The following is a 12,658-nucleotide window of genomic DNA, read 5'->3' on the forward strand; positions in this document are numbered from 1 at the left end:
GATAAAGGAGATAGTGAATTGAAAAAGTTTTCAGTATGGATACTTCTAATGATACTTTGTCTTGCAGGCTGTTCGAAAGAGTCCAGTCAAGGCGAGGAGAAACAGTCAACTGCTTCGTCAGCTTCTCAGGCGAATGAGCTTGTTTTTGCCTCAGAGTCAGAGTTTGCAGGTTTAAATCCTCTTTTAGAGGAAACGAATGTGGATGCCTTTTTATTTAGAGGTTTGATGCGTTTTGATGAACAAAATGTACCTGTATTTGATATTGCTAAAAGTATTAATATATCAGATGACCAGATGACTTATACAATTGTGTTGAATGATCATGTGACATTTCATGATGGGCAGGCTTTAACAGTCGACGATATTATTTTCACCATTGAAAGTATTCTTGACGATGCAAACGGCTCCTATTTAAAATCTGATTTTACCCATGTGACGGGCATGAAAAAAATCGACGACACGACAATGACCCTCCAATTAGATGAACCATTTACGCCGATGCTAGACAAACTAACTGTGCCTATTTTGCCAAAGCATGCCTTCGAAGGACAGGAAATGAGAACCGCACCATTTAATCAACAACCAATCGGTGCCGGTCCTTATATGTTTGAACAATGGGATAAAGGGACAAGCTTGACACTCAAAGCATTTCCTACTTTTTATGGTACAAAAGCTTCAATTGAACAAGTCATTTTTAAATTTATCCCTGATAGCAATGTGCGTGCCTTACAGCTAAAATCTGGTGAGGTTGATATTGCATTACTTGATCCAAATCAGGTTGAGGAACTATCAAAAGTAGAACATTTAAAAATGTACGAGGTTGAATCCGCCGATTATCGCGGCGTTCTATTCAATATGCAGTATCCGATTTGGAAGGATGTTTCACTAAGAAAGGCGATTAGCTATGCAACGGATCGTGCTGGCATCGTAAAAGGTATTTTACATGGCTACGGCACAGAAGCTTATTCGCCACTACAAAAACATAATTTTGTGAATGAAAAAATCGAACATTATACTTACGATGTAAAAAAAGCAAATGAGCTGCTCGAGCAGGCAGGCTGGCAATTAGCTGATGACGGTTTCCGCTATAAAGATGGCCAAAAATTAACATTTACCATTACCGCGCCCATTACTGATACTGTGCGTGTGAATATGGCCAATTATGTGGCAGAGGGCTATAAAGCTGTTGGGGCAGATGTGAAAGTGGCTGCACTGGATTGGAGCAATATTGTTATTGAAGAAACAGAAGCCTTTATGGTTGGATGGGGAAGTCCATATGATGCGGACCATCATACGTACAGCCTTTTCCATTCTGGAGAATCCAGTCTCACGAGTGCTGGCTATAATTACGGCAGCTATGCCAATGCAAAAGTAGACGCATTGCTAGAGGAAGGCCGTACTACGGTCGATCCTGAGCAACGTAAGAGAGTCTATATGGCATTGCAGGAGGAGCTAGCTCAAGACCCACCGTTTGCCTACTTTGCTTATGTGGATGCTGTATATGGTATCGATAAACAAATTAGCGGTGTTAAAGAGCGAATTTTAGGTCACCATGGAGCAGGCTTCTTATGGAATGTCGAGGAGTGGAAATGGAATGATCGCTAAATGGCTTGGGAAGCGAGTGATAATGGGGACAATTGTCCTCATTATCGTGAGCTTCCTCTCTTTTTTCATGATGCATACCGCTCCTGGCAATCCCGCAGCAGCGTATTATGGAGGCAATGCCCAAACATTAACGACGGCTGAGAAAGAACGTATTGAACAAGCCTTTGGTCTCGATCAACCCGTATTCTTACAGTATGGGACTTGGTTGGGGGAAGCATTACAAGGTAATTTAGGGTACTCAGCTAAAGAAGGAAGACCTGTCTTGACGATTTTACTTGAGCGCTTACCGAATACGCTACAGCTCGTTATTTTAACGTTAGTCCTTGTAACCATTGCCTCTATTTGGCTTGGCTTACAGGCTGGCATGAGGGAGGGCTCATTACTCGACCGTGGACTTTCTATCTTTAGTATTGCTAGCTCCGCGATACCCCCATTTTGGCTAGGCATATTATTCATTATGGTCTTTTCCATAACATTAGGTTGGTTTCCGTCTTCGGGAATGAATGATGTGCGGGGCGATGGAGGGTTCGTGGATCGTTTATATCATATGGCACTCCCGCTAACAGTCCTCGTTATTTCCCATGTTGGCATCTTTGCCCGTTTTTTGCAGGATAGTGTAAAAGTAGAGAATCATAGCTACTATGTACAAGTGGCACGTGCGAATGGAGTATCTGAACGTGAAATTCGAACTATGATTTTACGAAATGCTGTCATTCCTTATATTAACTATGTCGGTGTGACCATCCCATCATTTTTCGGAGGCTCCATTGTAGTCGAAACATTATTTGGTTGGTCAGGCTTAGGACAGCTTTTGGTAAAATCCGTCATGCTCAAGGATTTTCCCGTTTTAATGGGGGCTATATTGATCATCGGCGTTGTTGTGGTCATCTGTTTATTTGTCATTGATATTCTGATGATTGGCTTGAACCCTCGATTAAGAAGAGGGGGATTTGTATGAGAAAACAGCGGAAGTACCCGATCTTTTGGCTTGTGCTTTTAGCTCTCATTTGTACAACGACTATTTTTTCTTCATTATTAGCTCCTTTTGAGCCGAATATGATGGATATGAATCAAATTTATCAAGCACCGAATGCCATTCATTTATTAGGAACTGACCAGCTAGGGAGAGATGTTCTTTCGCGCTTATTAGTCGGAGGAAAGGTGACGCTACTCATTGCCACTGTGTCCGTCGTGCTATCTAGCATAATTGGCATCATTTATGGGGGCATAAGCGGTTATTTCGGCGGTGTCATTGATGCTGTAATGATGCGTATTCTCGAGGCCTGTTTAACCATTCCCTCATTAGTGATCGTCTTAGCTCTACAGGCAATTATGCAGGGCAGTGTGTGGCGAATGGCGATGATTATGGGGATCACTGGATGGTTTGTTACTGCTCGTATCGTCCGCTCTGAGTTTATCCGGTTAAAGGAACAAGAATTTGTGCAGATGGCGAAAATGTTCCACACGCCGCTGTGGAAAATTCTCTTTGGGCATTTATTGCGTAATTGTATCCCTGCGTTATTTGTGGTGACCATCTTTAATTTTGCTGGGGCTATTTTTACCGAAGTTTCCTTAAGTTTTTTAGGAATTGGTGTCCCCCCAGCTACTCCATCATGGGGAACAATGCTGTACACAGCTCAAAATGATTTACTTGTAGGTGCTTGGTGGATGGGACTTTTCCCTGGGCTGTTAATTTTTATAACGATTTTATGTGTGCAAGTTATTGGAGGTACTTTCAAACAAGGAGGGAGCCGATCGCATGTTTAAGGTTGATAATTTAGCTGTTCGCTTATCCGGCAAATCCCTTATTCAAGGTTTGACTTTTACTGTGCCTAAAGGGCATATTACCGCTATCATTGGTGAGAGTGGTAGTGGCAAAAGTACGACCCTTTCAGCTCTGCTTGGGATGCTGCCAGCACGAGCAAGTATGGAAGGCTCGATTTTATTTAATGAAAAAAACCTCATGGCCATGTCTGAACAGGAGCGTGTGGAGCTACAGAAAAAGCATTTCTTTACCATCTTTCAGGATGCCACGAATAGTTTTTCACCAACTCAAAAAATGAAGCCGCAACTCTATCGGTTGACGGCTTCGAGGGTGGGACATAAGGAAGAGGAATTTTTAAGTAAAATCATGGCTATTTTAAAGGAATTAAACTTACCGGAGGATGTGCTACAACGCTATCCATTTGAGCTTTCTGGCGGTATGCTACAACGCTGCATGCTTGCCTGCGCCTTCTATAATGAACCCGATGTTTTAATGGCAGACGAACCGACCTCTGCTCTAGATATGCTCCACCAACAAGAATTTATCAAATTGCTAAAAAATCTCCATGCCCGCCTTGGGACGACCATTCTCTTCATTACCCATGATTTAGGGGTTGCTAAGATTGCTGATTCCATGCTGGTGATGAAAAATGGTGAAATTGTAGAAAGTGGGCAAGTATCGGAAATTTTTAAGGAGCCCAAGCATCCATATACGAAGCGGCTTGTCGCTCATCATTTTTAGGAGGCGTTGATATTGTTGCTTCATGTTGATCAGGTGAATAAAAGCTATCGAGCAGGACAGCGAATATTGAAGAATATAAACCTAACAGTTGGAAAAGGTGAAATCGTAGGGCTTGTGGGAGAAAGCGGTAGTGGAAAAAGTACTTTGGCCAAACTAATTATGCAGCTAGAAAAGCCTGAAAAAGGGGCTCTGTTTTTTGAAGAGCAATTAATGACGAAGCAAAATCGCTCGTATTTTTATGAAAATTGCCAAATCATTTTTCAAAATGCTACGGCTGCCTTAAACCCCGTGTGGACCGTCAGGGAATTGTTACGCGAGCCCAAACAGGTGGCACACAAGTCCTTCACGGACCGCGAACTACAGACAATGCTTGAAATGGTAAAGCTCCCATCAGATATTTTAGAAGCCCTGCCTTCTGAGCTAAGTGGAGGGGAGCGACAACGGGTTAATATACTAAGATCGATTTTAGTCGAACCTCAACTATTAGTATGTGATGAAATCGTTTCGAGCTTAGACCGCTTGATTCAACGAGAGATAATCGATTTATTAGTGACTTTAAATAAAGAAAAAAACATGGCGATTTTATTTATCTCGCATGATTTAAAGGCAGTTTCTTATTTGTGCGATCGCATTTACGTGATGAAATCGGGTGAAATTGTTGATGAGAGCCGTAAATGCGAAGGTGGCTTTGCTTTTACAGACAAGTATGCGCAAATGCTCTTCCAAGCCGTAGAAAACGGATGAAATATCCATGTTACCAATAGAAAATAAACCGAAAAACACTTTCCTTATTTGAATGGAAAGTGTTTTTTATTCTTCTTTCAATGATCTGAGTGGGCGGTCAAATCCTCAGAGGGGCTATAGATTGTATGGGTATCCCTTACGTTCATCCATGTACCAAAGATGAAAGCCATATTGGTTTTCAGCCGTATCCACTACTTGTACGTCAAATTGTGGGGCAGCCATATTGACAATTCCCTCATTTATCACTGCTGTCGTCATTCCTTTATGGAATAGGTTGAGAGAATCCTCATCCTCATATCCTTTCATAAAATCAGTATGCACAGAGCCAAATATAACGCTGTTAGAAATGCTAATCTTAGCCAATTTCCCACCTGCAAGCTCCTCATTTGTACAGCCTAAAACAACAATGGCTAATAGGGACATGACTATGACTAGCAATGTTCGCTATAAGCCTTCTCCTTTATAGAATAAATATTACAAAAACGAGGGTCGTAGCCCAGTTTTCATCATAATATAGTAAACAAACAAAAGCTGAAAGGGGATAAAGCATGGGTTTATTTGATGGATTAATTGGCAATGCAAGCGAGGTGAATTTTGAAAAATTACAGGAGGAGGTCAATGATTTACTAATTCCAAACGAAACCATTAAAAATGCCTATAAAATTATTAGAGACATATTTATTTTTACGAATAAACGATTAATCCTCATTGATAAGCAAGGAGTGACTGGCAAGAAAACGGAATACCATTCCATCCCCTATAAAAATATTGTCCATTTTTCAGTAGAAACCGCTGGTACATTTGATTTAGATGCAGAGTTAAAAATATGGGTATCAGGCAGTTCATTACCCATCCAAAAAAACTTCAATAAGGCGACCAATATTTATAAAGTGCAAAGTGTTTTAGCGCAGTATGTTTTAGGCTCGAATTAATGGTACCTATAGAAACAAAAGCAAAACACATCCAAAGCCCGCATATATGCGAGGCTTTTTTTGTTGTGATTAGAGGACAAATCATAGTGTTAGGTGTAGTTAAAAGTATATGGTAACTTTCGTATTACTTATATTTGGCATTAAACTATTCATTAGTAGAAAGGGGATGAATGTCATACAAGGTGCGAGATTTCTCGATATATTTTACAGTACAGTCGTAGGTTCCTTGTCTAACATCACTAAATTTATCAAAATCTCCAGTGAAATCAAGTTCGCCGTTAATGTCTACAAGTAGTTCGTGGATTGCGGTTCTTCCGTTTGATTCAAACTCTCTTACGGTACATTTACCAGTAACTATTTGAAAATTTTTAGTTTGAATAGCAATAAAATCTTCGATTGACCATACAACAAGAAACAAACATAGGACGCTGAAAAAAGACGCAGTAATTATAACCCCATAAAAATCCTTGTGACTACGTTTATTCTTTATAAAAAAGATTAGGAGAGATGTGCAAATGAGTAGCCCAATTAGTGGGAAGATGATGTCTAACAAAATATATTTCTCCTTTTGAATAACATATAGGCTATTATTCTACAATTATTTTTAATTACTTACTAGTAGAAATAATTTTTTGAAACAGTTTATTTAAGAAGAAAATCAATCACACAATGTAGTTATTAGAAAGCAAAGCTACAAAGAAATCGAAGCGCTAATTGAAATCTCTCTCGCAACTTTAGCGAGCGAAAGAAGTGAGCAAATAATCTTGATCGATTTTTTGCGTTGAAAGTTCGTGACCCAAAAGTTCTCTATGCTGATCGGTGCTTTCTGCTGCTCTGACGCACAACTTTTTTTCTTTTTGAAGAACAATAGTTATAATATACACATTAATATTTGTAAAGATGGTGAAACAATGGAACAGATGCTAAAGGAAATAATGTCTCCAAGTAATCAATATAAAGTTCAAATTATAAAACGGAGAGATGGTCTTTTTACAACAGAAGTATATATGTGGCAAGAAGACTGCGGATATGAATTTTGGAGTCCTATTAAAATAGGATTGAGTTTGATTGAAACTGAGGAAGTAGCCGTAACATTAGCCATTGAACAATTAAAACAATACTCTGGTGAAATTATTACTCTGTAGTTACATCACTCAACACTGTCATACGTAGGGAGAATCATTCAATCGGGTAGATGATTGTTTAGAGTCTTCTAAGTGAAGTTAGTTATTAGTTTGAATATTCTGAAATACTGTAAGATAATAATAAAGAAGCTGGAAGATTTTATGTTATTTGACATCAGAAATAGACTACCTTACAATTGATTTTAATAGTCTGTAAGGAATGTATAGAACACAGCATTCCTCCACAACTGAATAGCGTGTAGTAATAGGTGTAAATTGCGTGCAATTTGCTTAAAAGGGAAGTCGGTGTGAATCCGACACTGTCCCGCAACTGTAAATGTGAGCGACTTTTCAGCAACCACTGTCAAATGATGGGAAGGGGAAAAGTGGCGATGACCATGAGTCAGGATACCTGCCTAGTTACGAGTACACACCATAAACCTACGAGGAATAGGAGGTGGCATGTTGACAAAACAGAATGCTCTGTTCGTCACAGTACGTCATACGCCCAAAGTTCATGAAAGGGTTCATTTTAGAACTCCTTCACATTTACTTAGGGTTTGTTTGGCATTGTGTGATGAAGCACATTAAAGCGAAGGATTTCCTCAAACATAGTAGGAAGTCCTTTTTGTTTTGAAAATATGTACGCAAAGGGGATGCACATAGGATGAATATTCATGCAACGACAACACAGGAAACGCCTTTTGTAGATATGACGATTTGTAAGCAGCCACGGACAGAAATTGCTAAGAAAGCGAAAACAAGAATGGTGGTCGAATCACTAATTGATCAATTATTAGCAACGAGACTGATTCGCAACAATCGTTTTTTTGAGCAAATCTTATATAATAAAGACATTATTTGGATACAAAATGGGGAGGTAGAAGGCCATCTTTTTGCTCAGGCGAATTTAACGGATCAACTGAAAACGAAGACGAATAGCTTTATGATGTATATGCCAACCAACCCTATTGTTTATGAGGTGAATGGGGAGCAGTACCACTTAATTACACGCATTGATTCAACACGAGCAAAGCCTAATCTTGACCGTCTTTCACAGGAGCCCAATCCAGTGTTAAGCGCTGCACGTGTCAATGATTTACTATGCTCGATTGTCATACGTTTTTATGAAACGTATATGAACGATTTAGAGCAAATTCCTCATCAGGATAAACTAATTGCATTTGCACAGCAGGAATACACGCAGTTTCTTCAAGCCGTTCAGGAATTAAATGATTATCACTTTAATTGGCATCCACGTGGGAACGGCCACGAGCTATTATTAACATTAATTGATCAACTACAAATATTAAAAAGTCAGCCTGGAAAAGTAGTTATCGACTTCACGAATACGCAAGGTTATGTGGTGGTTGAACCTGCCTATCCGGTGCACAAGCCTTCAAAGAAAGCTGTTGGTGCCATATAAAAGCAAGCCCTCCATGAAGCGGAGGGCTTGCTTTATTTTTTGTAGGGATATTCTACCTTCATCTGAAGTACTAGTTCAACAGATTTGCCATGCTAGTACATGAACTTAGCTCTGACAATGCATGGCTGCTTGCGCCTCTTGCCAAGGGACAGAATAGCCTTTACCTTTTGAACAAAAAATGCTGGAAGAACTGTATTCAGGGTCGGCATTTTTATCATAGCCTATTTGAGATATTACTTCTTCTGCATGATGACACACATCATAGCCATCAAATTGGAGGGTAAGCGCACCTTTCCCATTTGTATAGGCGGCAAAAATCGTGCTATAGCTCATGAAGGTCGCTACTGGTGCACGTCCTGTTAATACAACGTCTGTTTCAGTGAGTACAGGGTCGTCGAAGGTGCCAGCAGCCTGTTGAATGTCGGTCATCATACGGCCAATAAAGTCATTGGAAGCCTTCATTTTAAAGCGATAATACGGCTCAAGCAGGACGTTCTGTGCTTGTTCCAGTCCTTGGCGCAGTGCTCGGAAAGTGGCTTCTCGGAAATCACCGCCAGACGTATGTTCATTATGTCCACGTCCCGTTAAAAGCGTAAAATGAATATCTGTTACTGCGTAGCCTGTGAGTAAGCCATGATGATCACGTTCAAACAAATGCTTCTCTACGAGGCGCTGGTTGCCCACTGATAAATCATCTGCATGGCAGGCATTGCTAAAGGTAATGCCAGTCCCACGTTCATTTGGCTGCATTAATAAATGAATTTCTGCATAATGCTTAAGTGGTTCAAAATGTCCGTAGCCTGTAACGGTTGTCGCAATTGTTTCCAAATATAATATTTGCGGCTCTCCAAAAGAGATGTTTAATGTAAAGCGCTTCAATAATACTTCTATCAGTACCTCTAACTGAATGACACCCATTATATGCACATGGATTTCCTGAAACTTTTCCTGCCATACGACACGCAATGATGGCTCCTCGGCCTCTAGTAGACGGAAAATCTTTAATACTTCTTTAATATGTTGCTCACCCTCATATTGAACTTTTGCCTGTAATGTAGGGACAAGCTCATAGGGCTGTGATAGCGTGTTACTGCCAATGCGATCGCCAATGTGTGCCTGGCTGAGCCCTTTAACAGCGAAGATTTCACCAGCCTCAACATGCTGAACAGTTTCAAAACGGCTGCCGTTATAAAGACGAATTTCTGTTACTTTCTCTGTAAGGTCTCCAAACGTAAATTCATCTCGAACATGTAATTTGCCTGTTAAAGCCTTGATGAATGTTAAACGCTGATGGCCATCATGTCGTATTTTAAAGACCTCTCCTTGAAACGGTGCTTCCGGCTCGAAGTGAGTACCCGTTATGAGTGGAAGTTGAGCAATCAATTCTTGAATGCCTTCATCTTTTAATGCCGAACCAGTAAAGCAGGGGAAGGCGGATTCATTTTTAATCATCGATTGTAGGTGCTTCATACACAGGCCATGCTCCAATGCTTCATTCAAAAAGGCATCCAGGAGCTTTTCATCACGCTCCGCCAGCCATTCCATGATTGTGCTGGAAACATAATTCTCCTGAAGTGGTTCATCGACGAATAATACATGTTCCGAGAAATCTTTATGGAGCTGGGTCATCACAGCCCTTACATCTGCTCCGTCACGATCTATTTTATTAATAAAAAAGAATGTAGGGACATGATAGTTTCGTAAAAGCTGCCATACCGTTTCAGTATGACCTTGAATACCCTCTACCGCACTTATAATAATGATGGCATAATCCATGACACGGATGGCACGCTCCATCTCTGGGGAGAAATCGACATGTCCTGGTGTATCAATCAACGTATATGTATCGTCGCCAATAGTCATGCGTCCTTGCTCGGCAAATATCGTAATGCCCCGTTTGCGCTCAAGCTCATGATTATCTAAATAGGCATCCTGATGATCGACACGTCCCCGCGCTTGAATACTATTTGTATGAAAAAGCACTTGCTCAGAAAAGGTTGTTTTTCCTGCATCAACATGAGCAAGAACCCCAATCGTCTTGTACATAATAAATCCTCGTTTCTATAAGTAGCTATCTTCTCATTGTATCAGAATACTAGCACAATTATTTCTTGTAAAATGATTCGTCTTTTTGTCGAAATAGTGCTAATATAATGATGATTATATTTTTTGCATTCTATTACTGATTGCGAATTAACGCATGAAATGCTAGTCTATCAATAGCATAATTAGAACATATTGGTGCAAATGGCATTTGTCATTTGCTTAAAAGGGAAATCGGTGCAATTCCGATGCTGTCCCGCAACTGTAAATGGGGAGTCTATACAGCATGCCACTGTAGTTTAACTATGGGAAGGAGTATAGATGATGAACCTAAGCCAGGATACCTGCCAGTATATGTATGTTAACTAAGAACCACGAGGATGGGGATAGTGATAAAGGTACTAATACCGTTTTTTCACTATGCAACTCTCTTGGCGACAAGAGGGTTTTTTTATGCCCTTCCAATTATCCTAGTAGCAAAGAAGTCTCTGATTTCTTTCTATATTTATGACAACAAAGGAGAAAAGGACATGAAAAAATGGAGAAGTATATGGCTAGTCATGGTCATCGCCTTAATCGCTGTATTAGGAGCGTGTGGCGCAAAGGACAAGCCTGAATCAGCAAAGCAAACTGAAAAAGTTGAACCGTCTGAGGCGACAACAACTGAGGTCATCATTGAAAATAATGAAACTACCCAAACCTATAAGGAAGCACCAAAAAAGGCCATTAGCTTAAATCAGCATGTAACAGAAATTATGCTTGCATTAGGCTTAGAGGATTCCATGGTAGGGACAGCTTATTTAGATGATAAAATCTACGAGCCGCTTCAAGCAGCCTACGATAAAGTTCCAGTTCTTTCAGATCAATACCCAACAAAGGAGCAAGTCATTGATGCCGAGGCAGATTTCTTGTATGCAGGCTGGAAAAGTGGCTTTGGTGAGAAAGGTGTTGGAACACCAGAGGAGCTTGAGGAATTAGGAATTCATACGTATTTACATACGGCTTCCAATATGACAAAGCCAACATTAGAGGATATTTTCACGGATATTCGTCATATCGCGGAAATATTCCGAGTGGAAGATCGCGGTGAAGCATTAATTGAACAAATGACAAAAGATGTCGAAGAAGTTCAAGCAAAATTACCAAAAGACAGTGAAAATTTACGTGTGCTAGTCTTTGACAGTGGTGATAAAGACGTATTCACGGCTGGTCAAAACTTTATGAATGAGCTAGTAGCAATCGCTGGCGGTCAAAATATCTTTGGAGATGTGGAGTCAGGATGGACAACGGTATCGAAGGAAGATGCAGTAGATCGCAATCCAGAGGTGGTGGTTGTCATTGATTATGGTGAAACAACTGCTGAACAAAAGATAAAATTCTTAAAAAATGATCCAGCGTTGAAGGAAATGGAAGCAGTCAAAAATGATCGCTTTGTCATTCTTCCACTTTCAGCGGCATCTGAAGGGGTACGTGCTGCAGCGGCCATTCAAATTTTAGCCAAGGGCTTCTACCCAGCCAACTTTTAAAAACATTCGAGCTAGCGCTTTGCTAGCTCCTTTTTCTTAAGGAGCGATAACAATGAATGCATTTCGTCAAAACATACCAGATAAAACGTTCGAAACTCTAAATCAGCAAGGTGGTTATACACGATTAGCGGTAAGCCCTGGCATTATTAATAAGCATTATACGCCAGCCCAATTTCAAAAAATAGCTGAAATAGTAGGGGAGAAGGGGGCCATTAAATATTCGGCCTCCTATAGCATATTATTATCGATCCCCTCTAGTGAACTGACAGAAGCGACCCATGCCTTACAGGAGGCTGGACTGTTTGTTGCTTCCTCAGGACCTCATATTGCCATGAAGGCATGTGATTTTTGTGATGGAGAAAAAATGGAGGCAGTTCCTCAAACAGAACAACTCTATCAGGCATTGGACGGTATAACTGTGCCTGCAAGAGTACGAGTCAATGTGAATGGCTGTGCATCGGCTTGCTATAATCCTACATATGATGATATTGGTTTAGTCTATCAGCATGAGAGCTTTGATGTTTATGTAGGAGCCATCCCTATGGGGGCGAAGGCACAGGCGGGTACTCTCTTCGCGAAAAGGGTAGGGATTGATCATATTGAGGATTTTTTGCTACAAATCATTCGTCTCTATCAAAACCAAGCTCGTTCCAATGAACCTTTTTATAAATTTTATCGCAGAACAAAAATGAATGCTGATTGGGAACTAGTAAAAAAATCAATAGAGTAGCAGGAAAAATACTTAGGGTGTC

At 40.4% G+C, this 12,658-nt stretch carries 13 protein-coding genes and 2 riboswitches; of the genes, 10 read left to right on the forward strand and 3 right to left on the reverse strand.

Features of this window, described 5'->3' with window-relative positions; genetic code table 11:
• Positions 1-18: 18 nt before the first annotated feature.
• Genes C9J29_RS11715 through C9J29_RS11735 form a run of 5 tightly spaced genes read left to right on the forward strand, consistent with a single transcriptional unit; the run spans position 19 to position 4,855 of the window.
• The gene (locus tag C9J29_RS11715) at positions 19-1,605 is read left to right on the forward strand and encodes an ABC transporter substrate-binding protein (protein WP_237068821.1); all 1,587 of its coding nucleotides are present in this window, start codon (positions 19-21) and stop codon (positions 1,603-1,605) included.
• On the forward strand, positions 1,595-2,563 hold the full coding sequence (locus C9J29_RS11720) for an ABC transporter permease (protein ID WP_089984537.1): 969 nt from the start codon (positions 1,595-1,597) through the stop codon (positions 2,561-2,563). The genes C9J29_RS11715 and C9J29_RS11720 overlap by 11 nt, the downstream gene beginning before the upstream one ends.
• Entirely contained in the window at positions 2,560-3,372 is an 813-nt protein-coding gene (locus tag C9J29_RS11725; RefSeq protein ID WP_090001604.1) for an ABC transporter permease, read from the forward strand. The genes C9J29_RS11720 and C9J29_RS11725 overlap by 4 nt, the downstream gene beginning before the upstream one ends.
• Positions 3,365-4,111, forward strand: coding sequence for an ATP-binding cassette domain-containing protein (locus C9J29_RS11730; RefSeq protein WP_107922209.1), 747 nt, complete (start codon positions 3,365-3,367; stop codon positions 4,109-4,111). The genes C9J29_RS11725 and C9J29_RS11730 overlap by 8 nt, the downstream gene beginning before the upstream one ends.
• A 12-nt stretch (positions 4,112-4,123) precedes the next feature.
• The gene (locus C9J29_RS11735) at positions 4,124-4,855 is read left to right on the forward strand and encodes an ABC transporter ATP-binding protein (RefSeq protein WP_107922210.1); all 732 of its coding nucleotides are present in this window, start codon (positions 4,124-4,126) and stop codon (positions 4,853-4,855) included.
• Positions 4,856-4,969: 114 nt separating this feature from the next.
• Here the strand turns inward: C9J29_RS11735 and C9J29_RS11740 are convergent, their stop codons facing one another.
• Positions 4,970-5,293: a YhfM domain-containing protein gene (locus C9J29_RS11740; protein WP_237068822.1), complete on the reverse strand. Its 324-nt coding sequence runs from the start codon at positions 5,291-5,293 to the stop codon at positions 4,970-4,972.
• A gap of 110 nt (positions 5,294-5,403) precedes the next feature.
• Between C9J29_RS11740 and C9J29_RS11745 the strand changes: the two genes are divergently transcribed.
• Positions 5,404-5,787 (forward strand): PH domain-containing protein, encoded by a 384-nt coding sequence (locus tag C9J29_RS11745; protein ID WP_008174827.1) that lies wholly within the window; start codon positions 5,404-5,406, stop codon positions 5,785-5,787.
• A 145-nt stretch (positions 5,788-5,932) separates the two neighbouring features.
• On the opposite strand, the gene C9J29_RS11750 is transcribed toward C9J29_RS11745, so the two are convergent.
• The gene (locus C9J29_RS11750) at positions 5,933-6,340 is read right to left on the reverse strand and encodes a hypothetical protein (protein WP_008174824.1); all 408 of its coding nucleotides are present in this window, start codon (positions 6,338-6,340) and stop codon (positions 5,933-5,935) included.
• A gap of 358 nt (positions 6,341-6,698) precedes the next feature.
• Here C9J29_RS11750 and C9J29_RS11755 point away from each other — a divergent pair, with 358 nt between their 5' ends.
• Together C9J29_RS11755 and C9J29_RS11760 are read left to right on the forward strand one after the other, a co-directional pair.
• Positions 6,699-6,932, forward strand: a complete 234-nt coding sequence (locus C9J29_RS11755) for a hypothetical protein (protein WP_043989839.1) — start codon at positions 6,699-6,701, stop codon at positions 6,930-6,932.
• A 229-nt stretch (positions 6,933-7,161) separates the two neighbouring features.
• A riboswitch (cobalamin riboswitch) is annotated at positions 7,162-7,345 on the forward strand.
• 233 nt (positions 7,346-7,578) lie between these two features.
• The gene (locus C9J29_RS11760; RefSeq protein ID WP_090001600.1) at positions 7,579-8,337 is read left to right on the forward strand and encodes a hypothetical protein; all 759 of its coding nucleotides are present in this window, start codon (positions 7,579-7,581) and stop codon (positions 8,335-8,337) included.
• Between the two features lie 105 nt (positions 8,338-8,442).
• On the opposite strand, the gene C9J29_RS11765 is transcribed toward C9J29_RS11760, so the two are convergent.
• On the reverse strand, positions 8,443-10,383 hold the full coding sequence (locus tag C9J29_RS11765; protein ID WP_089984469.1) for an elongation factor G: 1,941 nt from the start codon (positions 10,381-10,383) through the stop codon (positions 8,443-8,445).
• Positions 10,384-10,559: 176 nt separating this feature from the next.
• A riboswitch (cobalamin riboswitch) is annotated at positions 10,560-10,746 on the forward strand.
• A 164-nt stretch (positions 10,747-10,910) separates the two neighbouring features.
• Between C9J29_RS11765 and C9J29_RS11770 the strand changes: the two genes are divergently transcribed.
• Entirely contained in the window at positions 10,911-11,906 is a 996-nt protein-coding gene (locus C9J29_RS11770) for an ABC transporter substrate-binding protein (protein WP_107922211.1), read from the forward strand.
• Between the two features lie 52 nt (positions 11,907-11,958).
• Positions 11,959-12,636, forward strand: coding sequence for a precorrin-3B methylase (locus C9J29_RS11775; RefSeq protein WP_008174816.1), 678 nt, complete (start codon positions 11,959-11,961; stop codon positions 12,634-12,636).
• The last annotated feature ends 22 nt before the right edge of the window (positions 12,637-12,658 follow it).

This window comes from Lysinibacillus fusiformis, assembly GCF_003049525.1.
In the GTDB taxonomy this organism is placed as follows: domain Bacteria; phylum Bacillota; class Bacilli; order Bacillales_A; family Planococcaceae; genus Lysinibacillus; species Lysinibacillus fusiformis.

Bases quoted from the DNA above. Each gene is read 5' to 3' on its own strand.
- C9J29_RS11720 (WP_089984537.1), top strand. From the start codon at position 1,595: ATGATCGCTAAATGGCTTGGGAAGCGAGTGATAATGGGGACAATTGTC.
- C9J29_RS11725 (WP_090001604.1), top strand. From the start codon at position 2,560: ATGAGAAAACAGCGGAAGTACCCGATCTTTTGGCTTGTGCTTTTAGCT.
- C9J29_RS11730 (WP_107922209.1), top strand. From the start codon at position 3,365: ATGTTTAAGGTTGATAATTTAGCTGTTCGCTTATCCGGCAAATCCCTT.
- C9J29_RS11745 (WP_008174827.1), top strand. From the start codon at position 5,404: ATGGGTTTATTTGATGGATTAATTGGCAATGCAAGCGAGGTGAATTTT.
- C9J29_RS11755 (WP_043989839.1), top strand. From the start codon at position 6,699: ATGGAACAGATGCTAAAGGAAATAATGTCTCCAAGTAATCAATATAAA.
- C9J29_RS11760 (WP_090001600.1), top strand. From the start codon at position 7,579: ATGAATATTCATGCAACGACAACACAGGAAACGCCTTTTGTAGATATG.
- C9J29_RS11765 (WP_089984469.1), bottom strand. From the start codon at position 10,383: ATGTACAAGACGATTGGGGTTCTTGCTCATGTTGATGCAGGAAAAACA.
- C9J29_RS11770 (WP_107922211.1), top strand. From the start codon at position 10,911: ATGAAAAAATGGAGAAGTATATGGCTAGTCATGGTCATCGCCTTAATC.
- C9J29_RS11775 (WP_008174816.1), top strand. From the start codon at position 11,959: ATGAATGCATTTCGTCAAAACATACCAGATAAAACGTTCGAAACTCTA.